This window comes from Paenibacillus canaveralius (assembly GCF_047238265.1).
Taxonomy (GTDB): domain Bacteria; phylum Bacillota; class Bacilli; order Paenibacillales; family NBRC-103111; genus Paenibacillus_F.
This window is the reverse complement of the sequence record NZ_JBDFMM010000001.1, coordinates 5,512,510-5,531,976: the sequence shown is the minus strand read 5'-3', so window position 1 is coordinate 5,531,976 and position 19,467 is coordinate 5,512,510. Positions and strand designations below refer to the sequence as shown.

The window sequence follows — 19,467 nt, the reverse complement described above, 5'->3', positions numbered from 1 at the left end:
AGGCAGGAATTCCGGGACCGGAAGCGAATGCCTATTAAGGATCGCGATGTGAGGTTTGGAGGTTTTTTTGTATGCGAAAAATAAGTCTGCTGGCGCTTGCCGTGTTGTTGGCCCTAAGTCTGTATGTCCCGGCATTCGGAGCGGAGTCCCAACCCGGCTTGAAAAAAAGCGGATCGACTCCCCGTTACGAAAGACCGCAGGCTTTGAAGGAAGCGCTGCCCGGCCAGGTTATCGTCAAATACAAAGAAAAAGCGGATACGATGAGTATGCAAGGTTTGATGGGGCCCGAAAAGAAAGCGGACCTTCCCGATCCGCCGAGTTCGAAATACAAGCAGCGTGCAGGACCGAAAGGTCTGGTCACGATGGAATTTCCCAAATCGGAGCCGGTTTCGGACGTGCTTGAGGAACTGGAGAACGATCCCGAAGTTGATTTCGTCGAACCCGTTTATCCCGTATGGGCCGCCGAAACGAAAACCTCCGGAACGAACGGGGGAGAAGGGCGGGGCGCTGCGTCACGGTCAACGACGGGTTCCGCAAGTGCGGCGGATTCGCCCGCTAAAGCGGCTTTCGTACCGAACGATCCTTATGTGGAGCAGCAGTGGTGGTACCGGGCGATCCAGTCGGATCTCGCGGATACCGGTGCGGCGGAGGCCAAGCTGTCCGGTGTTGTGATCGCTGTTGTCGATACGGGCGTTGACCCGTCCCATGACGATCTGAAAGGCAGTCTCGTGGAAGGATACAATTTCGTCAACAACACGCCGAATACACGGGACGATAACGGTCACGGCACGAATGTGGCGGGGATTGCCGCCGCACCGAAGGACAATGATGTCGGAATTGCCGGAGTGGCCGCCGGGGCCAAAATTATGCCGGTTAAGGTGCTCGACAGCGAGGGATACGGAAGAACGGACGTCATTACCGAGGGCATTTATTGGGCCGTAGATCACGGAGCGGATGTAGTCAATCTCAGCCTGACTTCGGGGAGCTCCTCCCGGGTTATGGAAGAGGCGGTACAATATGCCCTGCAGAGAGGCGTGATCGTCGTTTCCGCCGCAGGCAACGAAAGCAATCACTGGACGGGCAGCGACACGGGAGAACTGGACCAGGTAAAAGGCAGCGAGGATCCGCTGGCCCACCGGTTCGTGAAGGATGTGGCCTTTCCGGCCAAGCTGCCGGGAGTCATTGCGGTAGGTGCCGTCGACTGGTATCCCCAAACGGAATTTATCGTGGCGGATTTCTCCAACTCCGGCAGCAGCCTAAGCGTGACCGCACCGGGCGTGGACATCTACAGCACGGATAAAGGCAACGGCTACACGGGGCGCAACGGCACTTCGATGGCGGCTCCGATGGTGTCCGGACTTGCCGCTCTCATCCTCGCAGGGGATGCCGGTCTGGATGATCTCTCCACTTCCGAAAGGGTGGAGCGCGTAGGCCGTATTATTTCCGAAACGGCCCAGGATCTGGGGCCCCCGGGCTTTGACGATGAATACGGGGCCGGGCTTATCGACGTCAAGAAAGCTATGGAAACACCCCGTGTAAGCATCCAGGCGGTTGACGGAAGCACGAATCTGACCGAAACGGGCGAGCTTAGGGCCGATATCCGGCTTCTTAACAAAGACGGTTCTCTTGCGGCAGGCGCGGGAGGGGCGGGCAAGGCGGATTTGTTCGCTTACACGTCGAACGGCACGGAGCCCCAGTTCGTCAAAACGTTAACGTTTCAAGCCAGTCAAGGAAAAGCTTCTCTTACATACAAGCCGGATAAAGCCGGCAAATATTTGCTTGTTGCTTATAACGATGAGAAGAGTCCGCTCTGGGTGAGCGGCGAGCTTACGTTCCGGAAGAACCCTCAAGCTCCCCAGGCCAGTCTTCGGAGCGGGAGCTACACGGGTACACAGAAAGTCACGCTGACCGCAGCCGATCCCGGCGCCAAAATCTATTACACCCTGACGGGAGCGGCCCCCACCGTGCAGTCAGCCGTTTATACCGGTCCGATCGAGATTTCCCGGACACAAACGCTGAGAGTCATCTCGGCGGCAGGCGGAGCCGTGAGCGAAGTCCGGACCTACCGCTATGATATCGCGATAAGCGGGGGGAATACCGGCGGAGGGGACGGAACCGGACAGCCTTCGCAGGAAACCGCCACGGCTGTGAAGACGGACTCCACCGTGATCCAGGAAAAAGGCTATGCCATGCTGGATGTGAAGGTCGCCGACGAGAATTTGCAGCCGCTGCTTAAAAATCCCGATGTAACTCTAATCGGGGTGGGGGCTCTCTCTTCCGGGAAGGACAACACCGCGGGTGCGAAGGTTCATCTCCCGGCATCCTTCTTCGGAAGCGGCCAGTCCAAAGGGCTGCTCATTACGACCGGCGAAGGAACGCTGAGGATGGACCCGGGTTCTCTGCAAGCGGACGGCAGCGAGGACGTGGTTATTTCACTCCGCCGGACACACGCGACCGAGAGCCTGACAGCGGCTTACCCCGAAGACGCATCGCCTATGTCTTCCATCCTGGAGATTAAAATAACGGCCGGTACCCGGTTGATCGGGAATCTCCAAAAGCCCGCGACCGTCACGCTCGCTCACGCTGCGGCGTCCGATTTGGGGGCCGATCCGGAGAAGATGGGCGCCTTCGTTTACACGGACGACGATTCCGAGTGGAAGTATGTCAAAGGGGCCGACAACGAGAACAGCATGACGTTTGCTGTTGAAGGCCCTTCGTACGCGGCCGTTTTCGCGGTCAGCCGCACGTTTGCGGACATGAGCGCTCATTGGGCGAAAAGACCCGTGGAGGTCCTCGCCGCCCGGCAGATCGTGGACGGAATGGACGCCAGCCGCTTCGTCCCGCAGGCGGGCGTGACACGCGCCCAGTTCGCGGCGATGCTGGCCCGTCTGCTACAGCTCCCCGGAGGCTCCGGAAGGCAAGCAGCAGTTCCGTGACGTCGCGAAAGGCGCCTGGTACGCCGACGTTATCGCCCGCTCTTACAGCGCGGGACTCGTCTCCGGCGTCACGGACGACCGCTTCATGCCGGACGAGCCCATCACGCGCGAGCAGATGGCCGCCATGCTGGTGCGGGCCTTCGCTTACGGCAGCGGCATAGCGCCGGAGGAGCTTCCCGTACCGAAGACGGCGTCTTTCGCGGACGAAAGCACGGCGGGGACCTGGGCGGTGCCGTTTATGCGGAAGGCCGCCGGGCTCGGCCTGATCGACGGCTACGAGGACGGCACCTTCAAGCCGTTGAACGGCGCTACGCGTGCGGAATCGGCAAGCGTGATTTACAAGCTGAGCGCGCGGGAATACTGATTTTTTTGACGAACGCTGAAAGTTTTAACGAACGTTAAAAGTATTACGGAGTTCTCCTTTCTTCCAAAACCGTCCCGGGCTTCGGCTCCGGGCGGTTTTTGGTTTTGGCGCACAAGCGGAAAGCCGGTGCGGTCCGGGTGGCATTTTAAAAAATAAGCGATATTTAAACCGGGGGCAGGCGATACTGATCGGCATAGGAAAAAACGCGGAATATACACGGTACGGTCGTGACAGGGATTGAAAAGAGCTAAAGAGCCCGCAGCGGGATAAATCGTGGACTCTTAGGAGCGCCGGTCGTCTTTTGCAGGTTGAACTCTCCCTTTGTTATGGGTATGATGGAATACAAATACCGAATTGGACTGCGGCAGCGATTTCCGATAAGAAAGAAAGGTTGATCCGGATGGAGAACAAAAGCGGCACTACAAATACAACCAACACCAATTTCATTAAAAACATCGTGATCGAAGATCTTAACGAGGGCCGTGTGGATACGGTCGTTACGCGTTTTCCGCCCGAACCTAACGGGTATCTGCATATCGGGCACGCCAAGTCGATCTGCCTGAACTTCGAGCTCGCGGACGAATTCAAAGGCAAGACAAACCTGCGTTTCGACGATACGAATCCGGCCAAGGAAGACGACGAGTTTGTCCGGGCGATCAAGGAAGACGTGCAGTGGCTGGGCTTCGATTGGGACGGACTCTTTTTCGCCTCCGATTATTTCGATTACATGTATGAAAAAGCGCAACTCCTGATCCGCAAAGGAAAAGCGTACGTGTGCCAGCTTAATGCGGAACAAATCCGCGAAGGCCGCGGAACGCTTACGGAGCCGGGCAAGGAAAGCCCGTACCGGGACCGCCCGGCGGAAGAAAGCCTGGATTTGTTCGAGCGCATGCGTAAAGGCGAGTTTAAGGACGGGGAAATGGTCCTTCGGGCGAAAATCAACATGGCATCGCCGAATATCAATCTGCGCGATCCGGTCATTTACCGCATTTCGCACGCGCATCACCACCGTACGGGAGATGCCTGGTGCATCTATCCGATGTACGCTTTCGCGCATCCGCTGGAGGATGCCCGCGAAGCGGTTACCCACTCCATCTGTACTCTGGAGTTCGAGGACCAGCGTCCCCTTTACGACTGGGTCATCCAGGAGTGCGAGACGGAACATGTGCCTCATCAATACGAATTCGCCAAGCTGAAGCTGACGGATACGATTATGGGCAAGCGCTACCTGAAGCAGATGGTGGACGAAGGAGTTGTGGACGGCTGGGACGATCCCCGTATGCCGACGGTTTCCGGCCTGCGCCGCCGGGGCTTTACGCCGGAATCGATCCGCAATTTCTGCCGCGAAATCGGCGTGACGAAGAGCGACAGCACGGTCGACGTGAAATACCTGGACCATTTTATCCGGGAAGATCTGAAACTGAAGGCTCCGCGGACGATGGGCATTTTGAAACCGCTCAAGGTTGTGATCACGAATTATCCCGAGGGCCAAGTGGAAATGCTGGATGCCGAAATCAACTCGGAGAACCCGGAGATGGGCGTCCGTCAAATTCCGTTTTCACGGGAGATTTATATCGAGCAGGACGATTTTATGGAAAATCCGCCGAGCAAATATTTCCGCTTATTTCCCGGCAACGAAGTGCGCCTGAAGCACGCCTACTTCATCAAATGCGAAGAAGCGGTTAAGGATGAAGCGGGCAACGTGATCGAGCTCCGCTGCACTTACGATCCCGAAACGAAGAGCGGAAGCGGATTTACCGGCCGCAAAGTGAAGGGAACGATTCACTGGGTGGAAGCGAGCCGCGCCGTGCCGGCCGAATTCCGGCTTTACGAGCCGCTGGTCCTGCCGGAACAGGAAGAGAAGGAAGAGGGAAGCACGTTCCTCGACCGGATCAACCCGAATTCCCTGGAGGTTCTGAACGGCTTTGTGGAAGAGAACATGAAGGATGCCGAAGGCGGCGATAAATTCCAGTTCTTCCGCCACGGGTACTTCAATGTCGATCCTAAAGCCTCCACGAAGGATCATCTGGTCTTCAATCTGACCGTATCGCTGAAAAGCTCTTTCGATATCAAGCAGGCTTAAGCCCTGCCGGATGGATAGGGAGCGGGGCCTGCTTAAGGCCCCTTCGCTCTTATGCGCCTCATCTCGCCGGTTGCGGTTTGCGGCCCCATACAAAAAGCAGGTTCAGGAGAGATTCCTGACCTGCTTTTTTTTGTGCCGGCGCAACAAGGCTAGCTCCCGGCGGCCGCCGCTTGAAGCCGGGCCGTGAGCAGCTCGCCGAAGGCGTCGGCGCTCCTCGGCGGTTCGGCGCCTTCCCGCAGCGCGCGGGGAAGGGACTGCCACAGCCGGAGGAGCAGGGGCAGTTCCAGCCCGATGCGTCCGATGGTCTCCGTCTCCGCGAAAACCTGCGCGGGCGGCCCCTGAAGCAGACAAGCGCCCTTGTCCATGACCAGCACCCGGTCCGCCCATGTGTAGGCCAGGTCCATGTCGTGGGTCGCCATGACCACGGTGACGCCGCTCCGCCGGATGTCCGCCAGCTCATCCAGCAGCAGCCGTTCCGACGCGCGGTCGAGATACGCCGTCGGCTCGTCGAGCAGCAGCAGGCTCGGCTCCAGCACGAGAACGCCGGCCAGGGTGACGCGCTTCTTCTGCCCGAGGCTGAGGTGATGGACAGGGGTATGGGCTAGATGTTCCAGGCCCAATCTTTCCAGCACCGCCCCGGTCCGGGCGCGGATTTCCGGCTCGGGAACGCCGGCGTTCCGCAAGCCGTAGGAGACGTCCTCGTACGGCGTACCGAGAATGAGCTGCTGCTCGGGGTCCTGGAAGACGAGTCCCACCTGTCTGCGCAGCTCCTGCAAATCTTTGCGCTTGTAGGACACAGGGATGCCTTTCCAGCGCACGGTCCCCGATTGCGGCCGGTGAATGCCGACGGCATGCAGGAAGAACGTCGATTTGCCGGAGCCGTTATGTCCGCAAAGCGCGATTTGCTGGCCGGCCGGAAGCGTCAGACTAAGTCCGTCCAAGGCTTTAGTACCGGTGCCGGGATAGCTGTAGACGACGTCCGCCAGTTCCAGAATCGGATTCGGATTCTGATTCGGATTCATGCGAATCCCCTCCATTTCAGCCAAATCTGTGCTGCCGTCAGCATGAGGATTCCCGTCACGCCTTCGGCTTTGTAGCGCCGCGGTACGGGGATCGCTTCATAGGGGGCGAGTTCGATCCGTTCCGTGAAGCCGCGGGAAGTAAGCCCGTAGGCCAGTCCCCGGTAACGCTGCATCGTCCGGCCGAACAGATGGACGATCAGCAGCGCGGTATCCCGCAGGCCGCCCGCGAATCCCTTCTGCCCGCCCCGGCAGCGCTGGGCGGTCCGCATGGCGTGAGCCGTATCGGCCAGCAAAAAAATAAAGCGGTACATAATCAGAGTCAGCTCGATCACGATCTGAGGAACGCGGATTTTTTTCATCACTTGAAGAATTTCCAGCAAAGGCGTCGTGAACAGAACAAATTGCAGACAAGCCAGGCAGGCGGAAACCCGCATAAACAGCTCGGCTGTGCGGGTTAAAGATTCCTTCGTGACGTATACGGTCCACGGACCGGCCGTTCCGATGATCCAACCCGAAGCAAGGGCAGTCCGGGGTTCCGCATGTGCTGAGAATTCGAGCAGGAGAGCCGGGAGGCTGGCCGCGAAGAAGAGCAGGGAACCGCCGTAAACGAGCCAGTAAAGATTGGCCGGGACACGCGCGTAAAGCAGAGACCAAAGTGTCATCCATCCGAACACGGCGGCTTGAACAGGCGGTGCCCCGGCATAGGAAAGCAAAAAGAGGCAGGCGGCAAATCCGCACTTCCAGACGGGAGAGACTCCCCGGAATGCGTTGGCGTAAGAAATCGTGTCAATCCGCTTGAGCATCATGCTTTCGGTTTCGGTTTGGAAGCTCTCCCCTTATACAGGCCGATTACATATCCGATAAAACCGGCCCCGAGCGCGGCCTGCAGCGCGAAAAGCATGCTTTCGGTTTCAGCCGGAGGTTCCATCAGCGATGCGAACCAAGGCTCGTAATCGGGAGCGATTTCTTGAATCGCTTCTTCCGCGGCCCCGTCGGCTCCACCGAACTCTCCTTGGACGAAAACGAGCGGCAGGACGGCAAGGAGGACGACTGCGGCCAGAATCCACACATTCTTTTTCCACGTTTTCATGAACGGTCAGCTCCTTTCAAATTTCGCTGCAGAGCGGAAATTTCATGCGGCGTATAGGCCTGCAGCCAGCTCAGAACCAGTACGGTCAGCAGTCCTTCGCTAATCGCGAGCGGAATCTGAGTAACGGCGAAGATTCCCGCAAATTTGGCAAAAGACGCGAGGATGCCGCCTTCAGCCGCGGGGAATGCCACCGCAAGCTGTACGGAAGTGACCAGATAGGTGGTCAGGTCGGCAAGCGCGGCGCCCGTAAAGACGGAGAGCTTCTGTCTGCCCGTCGATTTGATCATGAGCTTGTACACGGCATAGCCGACGAAAGGGCCCGCTACGGCCATCGAGAATGCGTTGGCGCCCAGTGTCGTAAGACCGCCGTGGGCGAGCAGGAGGGCTTGGAAGAGAAGGACGACGGAGCCGAGCACGCTCATGGGCAGCGGTCCGAACAGGATAGCTCCGAGTCCGGTGCCCGTCGGGTGGGAGCTGCTCCCCGTAACGGAAGGAATTTTCAGGGCGGACAAGACGAATGTAAAGGCGCCGGCCAGGCCGAGCATAAGCTTAAGCTCCGGCGTTTCTTTCGTAATCCGGACCAGAGCGCGGACGCCCAGGATGAAGAAAGGCAGGAAGACGACCCACCAGAATAAGGCCCAGAAGGGCGGCAAAAAGCCCTCCATGATATGCATGGCGTAAGCCGATTCGGGCTCGTTTATCAGGAAAAAGCAGACGAATCCGGCTATGAGCAGGAAAGACGCCAGGGGTTTACGGATGTTCATCGGAAATCCTCCTTTATGATGGGGGCCGCCTTAATGGGCGGTGATGCGGCAGCAGGGGTTCTTGCCCCTGCCGCGTTTTCGGACGCTGATTGTTTACACCGGCGGTCAGGCTGCCGGCTCCGCAAGCTCTTTCCGGTGATTCCGATCCGGCGGTTTCCGGTCCATTTTTCCGCACACAAAAAAAGACATCTTTCCCTTCGTAGGGGAACACGATGCCTTATGCACGCAACAAAAAAAGTTTGCGATCTCAAACACCTCCCTATTCCTCGTAGGTCGTATCAGTGCTGTCAAAACAGGCAGGTCTCCTGGCTCGGGGCTTCCATACCGGCGCCTTCCCGGAACGTTCTGGTTCCAGTGGCTTCTTGCCGGATGTGAATGAGAGTGTTTCCCCTTACAGTGGCGGGACCGCGACGGCATTTCACCGTTCTTCCCTTTTAAATTTTAGAGTGTCTCTAAAATACCCGTTTCCACAAATATGCGGTTTTCCGTGATAATACTACAGGATGTCCCAGACCTTGTCAATCGCGGAAAAGGCAAGATTTTCAAGGCCGGAACGCTGCGGAGAGCGGCTTCGCCAGGCTGTTTTTCCGCGGGATTTGAAATCGCTGTCTTTTAATCGGGCAAAAGAAAAACGAGAGGGGGTAGGCCCGCCCTCTCGCGTATAAGCATTTCTATAAAATTGGATCAAAGTCCGAGCGCCAAAATGGTCGGGCTTATAGAACGAAAATGCCGATCACGCCGGTTAAGATGCCCGTCAGGGCGACCATACCGGCCGTGAACCAGAGCACACGCGCGGGAAAAGCCTTGCGCACCATAATCAGGGAAGGCAGGCTGACGGCGGGCAGCGTCATTATAAGCGCGGCTGCCGGTCCCGTGCCGAGCCCCAGGGCCATCATCGTTTTGGCGATCGGAATTTCCGCGGCGGTCGGGATGACGAACAGGGTGCCGGCCAAAGCCAATCCGATCAAAGCGGCAAGGCTGTTGCCGATCGCGGGGTCAAGAGCCGGGAACAGCCAGGCGCGAAGGGCGCCGAGAATAAACACGGCGATGAAGTAGACGGGCACTACGGTCCAGAACATCGTCCAGAGCGCTTTCAGCCAGCGGACGGCCAATGGACCGGATTGCGGCTGCACAGCCTGTGTTTGTGGAAGCTCGCCTGTCACGGCATCATCCTGCTTAACGAGGCGTTCCGCCCAGTAAGAGACGCCGAACACGAGCACGATTCCCGCGGCAATTCTCAGGATGGCGAATTTCCAGCCGAGCACGAAGCCCATGAAGATGATCGTCGCGGGGTTCAATACCGGGTTGCCGATCCAGAAAGCGAGAGCCGACCCGATGGAGCCCGACTGCTTGCGCATGCCGACCGCTACCGGAGCGGCGCAGCAGGAGCACATCATGCCGGGCATGGCGCTGAGGCCGCCGGCTACCGTGCTGCCGAAGGTGCGCTTGCCGAACACCCGCTTCAGCCAGTCCTGCGGGATGAGCACCTGATGGAGAGACCCGAGGACGATGCCGAGAATAGCGGCTTTCCAGACGGCTTTGAAATAGACCACGGAGTAGTCCCAAGCCGCGGCCAGCGAAGGCTCGGCGGTGCCGGCGAGAATCGACTTTCCGATATCATGCTTGGCGGCCGCGGTAAGCGCTTTGTGGAAGTACGGCTCCCACTTTACGTAAAACAGTCCGCCTATGAGAATGGCGATAAATAAAAAAGGCTTCCAGTAAGCAGTGCGCGGTCTGCTTTTGGTGGAAGCCGGAATTGGAGATGTATTCATGTGAGGTCCCACCTTTCTGAATCCACTTGCAACTATATCATAGTCCCCGTGGAAAAAGAATGGCTTTCTTCTGTCAAAACTCCCAATCCAAGTAGAGAGATAAGGTCTCAGTAAGTCGTAAATCCGAACATATCCTGCAAATGGTAAACGACCCGCTTGAAGCCGACCAGCTTATCTTTATAGGCCGGATAGTCCAAGGAATATTCGGCATCCCGGTTATTCCACAGACGGTCCCAATAACGGTCGAGGTCCTCCGTAATTTTGCTGCCGGCCGGAGCCGTTATTTCCACGTTCGTTTCCAGATTAAGATCGTCGAGATTACGCGGCGTGAAATTGGCGGAGCCCCCGTTAATGACGGCATTGCCTTCCGGATCACGGATATCTATCACCTTCGTATGAAACTGCTCCTGAGCCGTGTTGTACCATTTAACGGCGATTTTGCCGCCGGATTTCTTCCTCAGCTCCGCGGCGACCGGACGGTTCGGAATTCCGGTTTTGCTGTGCCCGAACGCATTCTGGTTCGGATCGAGCAGCAGCTGGATGGATACGCCCCGGGCCGAGGCGTCCAGCAGGGCGTCGATAACCTTGCGGTCGGCGAGATAGAACATGCCCATGCGAATCCGGCTGCCCTCGGGTGCGGCCGAGATAGCGGCGAGGAGGCGGGAGTAGATCTTGCCTTCCGTAAGCAGCCGTACGGTCACGGCGTCCTTAGAGGAAGCCGCCTTTTCTTGCGTGCCGTTTCCGGACGCCTCTTCCGAACGGGCGGATTCTCCGGGTTTATCGCCGCTCTTCGGCTGAAGAAGCCCTGGCCCGCCGGACATCAGGGAAGCGGCCTGCTCCGTGCCGACGACTTCGGAGATGAAGCCCTTGCTTCCCGTTATCTGAAACCCGATATTCGAGTTGTTGAAGCTGGCGTCATGCGGGTTGGCGGACAGCACGAGCGCCGTATTTTCGGTGGCGACGACTTTGCGGTGATTGGCTTTGACATTGAAAAGTTTCAAATAAGAGCGCAGCGTCACCTTGGGAGCGGAATCCGCCAAAGGATTGGGCAGCCAGCCCTTCCCCGACTGTCCGAACCACTGGAGCCCCATGCGCCAGACGGCGGAGTACAGCGGGACGGAGTCTCTGAGCGGGTCCGTGTCCGTAAGTACAACCGCGATACCGGCTGCCTTGAGCCGTTCGAGCTCCGGAGACGGGTGCGAGCCGTAGGTCGTGTTCACTTCGTCGGAAATGACCGTGATCGGCATGGCCGGATGCCTCCGCTTGGCGTCCAGCAGGCTTTCCGTCAACTGTCCGCTCAAAGGAGGAAAGGACTGATCGTTGTCATAGTACCCGCTGTACAGGAACATGTCGATCACGATAAATTCCTTCGCTTCCGCGATAGCATGTTTGACCCGGTCGAAAATCATCTGTTCCTGATGATAGCCGCCGTCTTTTTTATATGAAAGATCATAGAGAAAATCGACGCTCTCCGCCCGGTAGGCTTTTCCCTCGAACGACAGGCCGGCAGGCAGCGCTTTATGTGTATGAACGGCGGCCACAATACCCGCCCAGACGAAAAAGACGAGAAGCAGGATACCGACTTTCAGCCAGTTAGAAGACAGCCAGCTTTTTTCGGTTTGCTTTCGTGTGACTAACGAAGAGCGGCCCCGGGGCCAAGTATTCCGTTCGGTTCGTTTTAAGGGCTCCATACGCATTCTCCCGTACTTGTAGTGGACGTAACGGGGACTGTCTTTGCCGCGGGGGACGAAAATCGTCTATAGACTCCCGGCAGGGGGCAGTCAGACCGTTACAGGCTACCGACTATTTAACGCCGGGAAGGGTTATGTGAAGCAGGGGAGTTTTTGGAATACCAAAAACGCAAAGGAGACTGCGTCGGCAGACAGGCTGCTCCTGGGGAACGCAACACCCGAAACCTCCGGTGCGCGGTGCTCGGCATCACGTGAGGAGGTCAACCGCGGACAGAATCCGGTAAGGGTCCGGAGGGACCGGGAAACTGCATGGCCTCATGGGCGCCGCGGACTTTCTGGACGAAGATTTCAAGCGCCTTCGAATTCTCGCCGGCGGATCTGCGCACCATCGTCAGCGTCCGGGTCAAGCGGCGTCCGTCCGCCCCCAGATGGACGATTTCCCCCGATTCGAGCTCCTTGCGCACAATCCATCTCGATAAGATAGCGATCCCGAGCCCGGCGGACACCGCTTCCTTCACGCTCTGGGAGCTGCTGAACATAAAGGAGCGCTTTACGCCCAGCTGCCATTCGGCGATCAGCCTGTCGCTGTAATCGCGCGTTCCCGAACCGGGTTCCCGCCAAACCCAGGTCTGATTCTGAAGGGCCTGGAGCTTGAACGGTTCCCGGGTCAGGGGATGATCGCGCGGGGCGATGAGAATCATCTCATCCTCCATAAAAGGCTCGATCTCCACGTCGGGAGCGTCCGCGGCACCCTCGATCAGCCCGATATGAAAATGATCGCGGCGCACGCCCTGGACGACTTCGACGGTGTTCGCGATGGTGGAATGGATGTCTACCTTCGGGTAATGCCTGGCGTAATCGGCCAGGAGACGGGGAAGAATATATTCGCCGATCGTAAAGCTGGCACCGATTTTGAGAGACCCCGTCACCACATGCTGCAAAGCATCGATTTCCTGCCGGGCCTCTTCATACAGGCGCAAAATTTTTTTGGCTCTCGCATAAAGAAGCTCCCCGGCTTCCGTCAATTTGACCTGCTTGGGCGAGCGGATCATGAGCTTGGCACCGAACTCCTGCTCCAGATTGCGGATATGCTGGCTGACGCCGGGCTGGGAAATATTCAGGGCTTCCGCCGCCCGGGAAAAATGGCGCTGTTCCGCTACGGCTGCAAACACGCGCAAATGATCGACGATCATCGTAAATTCCTCCGTAATCGAGTGGTATACAAACTATAGCGTATGAGAGCGGTTAAAAGACCGGCGACCAAAAGCCCTTTTTAGAGAACGTAAAGAGCGTGCAGCCTTTGGCATCATTGTATCATAAGTATTTGTAATGATTGATATCGCGTATTCGTATTTCCGTTCCTTTACACGCCCTTTTATAGTGAAAATAAAGAACGCGTTCGAAAGCCGATGATACGAACAAGAAAACGGGAGGGGTCGACAGATGAAAACTTTTACACAGCGATTAGGAACCCCGGCTTTACGAAAAACGGGAAAAGCAAAAACGGAGTCGCATGAGAAGCACTCCCCGACCAACGAAAAATTAAGCACCGTTTCTATAAATGGAAAAGAATCTTCTGTTCTAAAAGAAGAAGCACGGCCGGAGGAGACGCAAGCAAAGCCACCGTCATGTGACTCCGAGCACCGCGCGCTGGGAGCTTCGCGTCGTGCGGAGGGAGCGAGCAAGAATGCCGCCTCCGGTTTCACGGCCGAGCCCGCGAATCGTGCTTCCGGTTGCGGCGGAGCGGACAGCGCGCCGGCCATCCCGGCAGAGGCCGCTGTCCTTGGCAGCGCAGCCGCTGGAGCCCCTGCCGGCGCAGTGGCTCCAGCCTCCGCAGGCGACGCCGCTCAAGCGGCTGCCGCAGCGGGAACGCCCGCGGTGCTGGCTTTTACAGCGGCGGAAGCGCCGAGCTCTTCCGCCGCCTCGGCAGAGGCGAAGCCCGCGTCCGGGCTCGGCAGAGGCCCCGCCCGGCTCGCCACAGGCCTCGGAATGACGCTTGCGCTGGCCCTTGCGGCCAAAGCGCTCGCTCTCATTCCGGGCCTGAACGTCGTCGGGCAGCTCGTGCTCGCCCTGCTGCTCGGCATCGCCTGGCGGGCGCTCGCTCCCGTTCCGGCATCCGCTCCGGCAGGGCTGGCCTTCGCCAGCAAAAAGCTGCTCCGCGCGGGCATCATCCTGCTCGGCATGCGCCTCAGCCTGATGGATGTGGTGCATGCCGGTCCGGCGGTGTTCGCCGCGGCGGCGGGCAACATCCTCTTCGCGACCGTCGTCGTGTACGCCATTGCCCGGCGGATGAACGTAGGCCCGCGCCTCGCGATGCTGAGCGCCTGCGGCACCGGGATTTGCGGGGCGGCGGCTATCGCCGGCATCTCTCCGCAAATCAAGGCGGACGACGACGAAACGGCCGTCGGCGTCACGGTTATCGCGCTGCTCGGCACCCTGTTTACCGTGGCCTACACGCTGGTCTACCCGCTGCTCGGCTTCTCGTCCGCCGAGTACGGCTTCTTCTCGGGCGCGACGCTGCACGAGATCGCGCACGTCATCGCAGCGGCCGCTCCCGGCGGCAGTGCCGCGGTAGACAGCGCGCTCGTCGCGAAGCTCACGCGCGTGGCCCTTCTCGCGCCGGTCGCCCTGGCGCTCGGCATCTGGACGGCGCGGCGGGAACGCCGGAGCGCCGGCGAAGGCGCCCCCGGCTCCGCGGCTTCGAACGCAGCCGGGAGTGCGGCCCGCAGGGCGGGCGTGCCGGTCCCGTGGTTCATCGTGGGCTTCCTGGCGGCAGCCGCTCTGAACACGATGGGGATCGTCCCGCAGCCCGCCGCGTCGGCCGCCGTTCAAGGCGCCTACCTGCTGATCGCGATGGCGATGGCCGGGCTCGGCTTGAACGTGAACCTGGCCGTGTTCCGGCGCCACGGCCTCCGGGCCTCCGCGGCCGTGCTGCTCGGCTCGGTGCTGCTCTCGCTGCTTGGCATCGCGGAAGTCTACGTGATGCGCCTGGTGGGCTGAGTCCGCTATAGACGATGAGGATGAATCGGCCAATCGGAATACAAGCTCCTTTAAGCCCATTGTAGCGGTCGGACACTTGATGATTCGGCCGTACTGCCCGCGCAAGCGGGCTTTTTGCTTATCCGAAAAGTTGTATTCGCCTTCACGTTTGGGGTTTAATAGAGACAGGGAGCGGAAAATCCCTGTTTGAACCGACGTTCCGCTGGGCACACTTCCATTGGAAGGTCTGCTCGCAGGCCGGCATTTTATACATACACCTACCGGGTTAAACGGATGTTTCGAAAGCCCGCAAGACGGGTAATGAACAAGTTGAAACTTAAAGGAGGCGCTCATATGCAAATTACTTACCACGGGCATTCGTGTTTTTTGGTAGAAAACGAAGGATACCGGGTACTATTGGACCCTTTTCTAAGCGGAAATGCACTGGCTGTTGCCGATCCGGGAGAAATTCAAGTGGACGCCATCCTGCTTACACACGGCCACAGTGACCATATCGTGGATGCCGAGGAAATCGCCCGCAAAAACGACTGCGTCATTATCGCGAATTATGAAATCGCTTCTTATTACGCATCCAAGGGACTCAAAACTTTTGCTATGAACATCGGCGGCAGCGCCAAGTTCGAATGGGGCACCGTTAAATTTACGTTAGCTTTCCATTCCTCCAGTATTGAAGTGGAGCCGGGCAAATTTGTGGACGGGGGACAACCCGCGGGCATTCTTCTGACCATGGGCGGCAAAACGTTCTATCATGCGGGCGACACGGCCCTTTTCGGAGATATGAAGCTGTACGGAGAAATGTACAACATCGATGTGGCCGCGCTGCCGATCGGAGACGTGTTTACGATGGGACCGGATGAAGCGGTGCTTGCGGCGACATGGCTGCGGGCGAAAAAATACATTCCGACTCATTACAATACGTTCGACGCGATCAAACAGGACGCGAGCGAATGGATTCAAAAGCTGAAGCAGGCGTACCAGGAAGGCGTCCGGCTCGCTCCGGGCGAGACCCTGGACGTGTAGGGGGCAGGACCTATGAGGGGCCTGCCTGGTCCAAGATAGGAAAACGAAATGAAGGGGGCTGTCTGCGTACATACGTACAAGGGCAGCCCCGCTTCGGTATCGGGGGGCATCGGATTACGCATCCTCTGGAGTTCATGGGAAAAATCGGCGATAATGCTGTTAACGATAAAAACCAGGAAACCGGTAGCATCCGTTTGCCCATCCGGTTATGCCCTGTCGGAGGGATTCATCTATGCAGGAACTTCAGGAACTTGAATCGAGAGAAAAAAAACCAAAACAGACCAAACATATCGCGACGGTTTCGCTCGGTGTGATGGGCGCGGGCTTCCTGGCCACGCTCCCTTTCGCTCCGCATACTGCGGGCGCCTTTCTGCAAAGCGGCTTTGAAGCGGGGCTCGTCGGGGGACTTGCCGACTGGTTTGCGGTCACGGCCCTGTTCCGGCATCCGCTGGGGATCAAGATCCCGCACACGGCGCTGCTTCCGAACAACCGTGCCCAGTTGACCAAAGCGGTCGTTTCCGCGGTGGAGGACAACCTGCTGGGCAAGGAAAGCATCGCGCTGCGGATCGGCCAGATGCGTCTTGTCGAGACCATGCTCGCCAAAGCGGAAGAGGCGCTTGGCTCGGAAGGCGCCCGCGAAGCGGTGCGCAGCGCGTGCCGATACGCGCTGGAGCGTCTGCCGGCCGAGCAGATCGCCGCTTTCGCCTCGCAGCAGATCCGGCAGGCGGCGGGCAGGATAGACCCGGCCGCTGCCGTCGGGCTGATGGTCGATCAGGTGCTGACGCACGGCTATGAGGAGCCGGCCGTTGATTTCCTGATCGACCGTGCCGAGCGCTGGGCCGTGCGGGCCGAGACGCGCCGCCTCCTCGGGGAGATTGCCGAGGGGGTTATCCAGGGGATCGAGATGAACGGGCTGATGGCATTCGCCAAGAACGCTTTACTCGGATTCCTGTCCGGGGACAAGCTTGGCGGCATGCTTCAGCATGCGCTTCTCGATAACCTGGCCGCCCTGCGGCTTCCCGGCCACCGCAACCGTGCCGGACTGCTTGACCTCGTCCGGCGGGAGCTGGCCGGCCTCAAAGACAACGAGCGGCTGCACGAAGCCGTCGGCAGCCTGACGCAGCAGTTGCCGGACCGGCTCCGGCTGGAGGAGCGGCTTGCCGCTCTGATCGAAAGCTGGCGCGACCGGCTTCTGGAGCAGCTGCAGGAGGGGCCGCTCCTGGATGAGACGGTCATGCCGCTGCTCCAGGAGGGCGTCCGGCGCCTGCGCAGCGACGAAGATACTGTGCGCAGGCTTGAGGAATGGCTGAAGACGCAGATTACGGAATTCGTCGAGCGCAACCATTCCAAGATCGGCGCTCTTGTCCGGGAGAATATCGACAAGATGGACAATGCCGCCTTGATCGATTTCATCGAGAACAAGGTCGGCAAAGACCTTCAGTGGATCCGGGTCAACGGCGCCGTCTGCGGATTTATTATCGGGATTGCTCTCGAAGGGGTGCGTATGCTCTTCGGACAATAATTCCGGCCGCTCGGGATGGCGGCCTCCCGGAGATGCCGCCGGATGAATGCGGGCGCGTGCTTGCTTTCCGTTAAGGGACCCTCGTTTCATCTGCCCTATAAGGACTGCGTCCGAATATGGATAAGCCCCTGAGGCAGGAGCGGAAAAAAGTATCTGCCCGATAGGCAAGTGAACAGGCATAAATGTCTCTCCTTTCGTATGCTGAATTAGAAATAACCGAAAGGAGAGGTTCAAATATGAGTCATCATCACCACCATCATAAACACTGTCTTTGCCCGGAGAAGCAGGTATTTGATCCGCCGACACGCGTCTACAGAGATTTTTACCACCCGCAAATCGTGGAAGTCGTTCATCCGATCGAAATCGTCAACCGTCATCACTGTGTTCCCGTGCCTAAGCACGTTTACTGTTACACGGTGAAAGACGAATTCTGCCCTTCTCCCGTCCGTTAATTGTTCCAGCCAGACAGTGGCGTGAAGACGCCGGAGAATCGTTCTCCGGTGTTTTTTGCGCTGCTTTTTTCATCTTTTTCGTGCCGCGCGCCGCTATGTTCAGGGCTTTGACGCATGCTCTTGCTGCCCGTAAGAATCGTCAAGAGGGAAGTTTGAATCGTGCTGGGACAAACCGGGAAAATTCGGGTAATCGTACCTATGTGTTAAAATGGAAAAAAGCGGCCGGTTACAGCCGCATAAAAGATGCTGCCGGAGGAGGGATTGGCATGATACGGATCGGATTGGCAGGCTGGGGAGATCATGACGATCTTTACACGACTCCTGCGGACAAGAAAGAAAAGCTGAAAGTGTATTCCTCACACTTTCCGGTTGTGGAGCTGGACAGCTCCTTCTACGCCGTCCAGCCTTTGCGCAATACCCAGAAGTGGGTGAGGGAGACGCCGCCCGGTTTCGGATTTGTCGTTAAAGCCTACCAAGGCATGACGGGGCACCTGCGCGGGAAAAACCCCTTCGACAGCACGGAGGAGATGTTCCGGGCTTTCGCCGAATCCATCGAACCGATGCGCGAGGCGGGCAAACTGACGGCGGTGCTGCTCCAGTATCCGCCCTGGTTTGACTGTGTCCGCGAAAATGTGGACACGCTCCGTGAAGCGAGGAGCCTCCTGGACGGACTGCCGCTTGCGGTGGAATTCCGGCACCGCAACTGGTACGCGCCGGAAGTGCGGGAGCGCACGCTTGGCTTCCTGGAACAGGAGGGCTGGATCCACACGGTCTGCGACGAACCCCAGGTCGGCAGCGGGTCCGTGCCGATCGTGCTGCGCGCAGCCAATCCGGACCTGACGCTGGTCCGGTTCCACGGGCGCAACGACGGCGGATGGGTCGGAGCTCCTCCGGGCAAGAGCTGGCGTGACGTGCGGTACCTGTACCGCTACAGCCGGGCCGAGCTCCTGGAGTGGAGGGAGCGCCTGAAGGTACTGGAGCGGAGCAGCCGTGAAGTCACGGTTATTTTCAACAACAACTCCGGCGGGGACGCGGCAGCCAATGCCAAGGAGATGATGGAGCTGCTCGGTATCGGGGACGACCAGGGACTCGCTCCGAGACAGCTGGATTTATTCTGATTTTTGATCCCTACGAAAAGCCAGGATGCCTTTTGCGGCAATTGGCTTTTTTTGTCGTTTTAAAGAGGAATCCGAAAACGCGGGAAAGAATGTGACTCGTCATATTGGGAAGGATCGGTCAAGCTCCTGTAAGGGCGGAAATCTCCGTAACTTTATCGCCTTGAAATGCCGATAAATTTAAGGCAAAGTCCAAATCTGAGCCGGATCATTCAACTAAGAAAATTCAACCAAAGCGGAGATGAAAGATGAGAAAGATACGAAAAATTCCACAAGTATTATCTGTACTGATGGCAGGCGCTCTGGCGGCTTCCGCCGGAACGGCGGGAGGTTCGCCCGTAAGCGCCGCTTCCGCGGCCCGGAAAGCGGGTTTTACCGATCTTTCGGGCATAGCGGGAAATCCGCTGCAGAATATTCAACGCGCAGTCGAGTTGGGGCTTTTCGACGGGGCTGCCGAGGTTTTCCGGCCTAAAGATCATCTGACCCGCGTGGAGATGGCGGTTCTCCTTACACACGCTTTGGAGCTTCCGCTCGGCGCTTCGTCCTCGTCTTTTAAGGATATTTCCGCCGGCAGCTTGGGGAAGCCCGTATATTGAAGCGATCCGCAGGGCCGATATCGTCCAAGGCGACGGTGAA

The 19,467-nt window shown here is 58.3% G+C and carries 16 protein-coding genes and 1 riboswitch; of the genes, 9 read left to right on the top strand and 7 right to left on the bottom strand.

Annotated elements, in window-relative coordinates; genetic code table 11:
* Window positions 1-71 precede the first annotated feature (71 nt).
* The 3 genes from ABC395_RS25040 (at window position 72) to ABC395_RS25030 (ending at window position 5,383) form a co-directional block, all read left to right on the top strand.
* A complete protein-coding gene (locus ABC395_RS25040; RefSeq protein ID WP_413006428.1) occupies window positions 72-2,936 on the top strand; it encodes a S8 family serine peptidase in 2,865 nt (954 codons plus the stop codon).
* Between the two features lie 85 nt (window positions 2,937-3,021).
* Window positions 3,022-3,300: an S-layer homology domain-containing protein gene (locus ABC395_RS25035; protein ID WP_413006427.1), complete on the top strand. Its 279-nt coding sequence runs from the start codon at window positions 3,022-3,024 to the stop codon at window positions 3,298-3,300.
* A gap of 400 nt (window positions 3,301-3,700) precedes the next feature.
* Complete coding sequence (locus ABC395_RS25030) at window positions 3,701-5,383, top strand: glutamine--tRNA ligase/YqeY domain fusion protein (RefSeq protein ID WP_413006426.1); 1,683 nt, start codon at window positions 3,701-3,703, stop codon at window positions 5,381-5,383.
* Window positions 5,384-5,532: 149 nt separating this feature from the next.
* On the opposite strand, the gene ABC395_RS25025 is transcribed toward ABC395_RS25030, so the two are convergent.
* The 7 genes from ABC395_RS25025 to ABC395_RS24995 all read right to left on the bottom strand — a co-directional run bounded on the left by ABC395_RS25025 (window position 5,533) and on the right by ABC395_RS24995 (window position 12,915).
* Window positions 5,533-6,405, bottom strand: coding sequence for an energy-coupling factor ABC transporter ATP-binding protein (locus ABC395_RS25025; RefSeq protein ID WP_413006425.1), 873 nt, complete (start codon window positions 6,403-6,405; stop codon window positions 5,533-5,535).
* The gene (gene cbiQ / locus ABC395_RS25020; RefSeq protein ID WP_413006424.1) at window positions 6,402-7,211 is read right to left on the bottom strand and encodes a cobalt ECF transporter T component CbiQ; all 810 of its coding nucleotides are present in this window, start codon (window positions 7,209-7,211) and stop codon (window positions 6,402-6,404) included. The genes ABC395_RS25025 and cbiQ overlap by 4 nt, the downstream gene beginning before the upstream one ends.
* A complete protein-coding gene (locus ABC395_RS25015) occupies window positions 7,208-7,495 on the bottom strand; it encodes an energy-coupling factor ABC transporter substrate-binding protein (RefSeq protein WP_103995604.1) in 288 nt (95 codons plus the stop codon). The genes cbiQ and ABC395_RS25015 overlap by 4 nt, the downstream gene beginning before the upstream one ends.
* A complete protein-coding gene (locus ABC395_RS25010) occupies window positions 7,492-8,259 on the bottom strand; it encodes an energy-coupling factor ABC transporter permease (RefSeq protein ID WP_413006423.1) in 768 nt (255 codons plus the stop codon). Before ABC395_RS25010 ends, ABC395_RS25015 begins: the two co-directional genes overlap by 4 nt.
* A 278-nt stretch (window positions 8,260-8,537) precedes the next feature.
* A riboswitch (cobalamin riboswitch) is annotated at window positions 8,538-8,739 on the bottom strand.
* A 233-nt stretch (window positions 8,740-8,972) separates the two neighbouring features.
* A complete protein-coding gene (locus ABC395_RS25005) occupies window positions 8,973-10,031 on the bottom strand; it encodes a permease (RefSeq protein ID WP_413006422.1) in 1,059 nt (352 codons plus the stop codon).
* A gap of 107 nt (window positions 10,032-10,138) precedes the next feature.
* Window positions 10,139-11,722 (bottom strand): phospholipase D family protein, encoded by a 1,584-nt coding sequence (locus tag ABC395_RS25000; protein WP_413006421.1) that lies wholly within the window; start codon window positions 11,720-11,722, stop codon window positions 10,139-10,141.
* Window positions 11,723-11,982: 260 nt separating this feature from the next.
* Window positions 11,983-12,915: a LysR family transcriptional regulator gene (locus ABC395_RS24995; RefSeq protein WP_413006420.1), complete on the bottom strand. Its 933-nt coding sequence runs from the start codon at window positions 12,913-12,915 to the stop codon at window positions 11,983-11,985.
* A gap of 250 nt (window positions 12,916-13,165) precedes the next feature.
* Between ABC395_RS24995 and ABC395_RS24990 the strand changes: the two genes are divergently transcribed.
* The 6 genes from ABC395_RS24990 (at window position 13,166) to ABC395_RS24965 (ending at window position 19,427) form a co-directional block, all read left to right on the top strand.
* A complete protein-coding gene (locus tag ABC395_RS24990; RefSeq protein ID WP_413006419.1) occupies window positions 13,166-14,722 on the top strand; it encodes a YeiH family protein in 1,557 nt (518 codons plus the stop codon).
* Between the two features lie 333 nt (window positions 14,723-15,055).
* The gene (locus tag ABC395_RS24985; protein WP_413006418.1) at window positions 15,056-15,742 is read left to right on the top strand and encodes a metal-dependent hydrolase; all 687 of its coding nucleotides are present in this window, start codon (window positions 15,056-15,058) and stop codon (window positions 15,740-15,742) included.
* 232 nt (window positions 15,743-15,974) lie between these two features.
* Window positions 15,975-17,264, top strand: coding sequence for a DUF445 domain-containing protein (locus ABC395_RS24980; RefSeq protein ID WP_413006417.1), 1,290 nt, complete (start codon window positions 15,975-15,977; stop codon window positions 17,262-17,264).
* A 236-nt stretch (window positions 17,265-17,500) separates the two neighbouring features.
* Window positions 17,501-17,716 (top strand): hypothetical protein, encoded by a 216-nt coding sequence (locus ABC395_RS24975; protein WP_413006416.1) that lies wholly within the window; start codon window positions 17,501-17,503, stop codon window positions 17,714-17,716.
* 266 nt (window positions 17,717-17,982) lie between these two features.
* Complete coding sequence (locus ABC395_RS24970) at window positions 17,983-18,834, top strand: DUF72 domain-containing protein (protein ID WP_413006415.1); 852 nt, start codon at window positions 17,983-17,985, stop codon at window positions 18,832-18,834.
* A gap of 245 nt (window positions 18,835-19,079) precedes the next feature.
* Window positions 19,080-19,427, top strand: coding sequence for an S-layer homology domain-containing protein (locus ABC395_RS24965; protein ID WP_413006414.1), 348 nt, complete (start codon window positions 19,080-19,082; stop codon window positions 19,425-19,427).
* The last annotated feature ends 40 nt before the right edge of the window (window positions 19,428-19,467 follow it).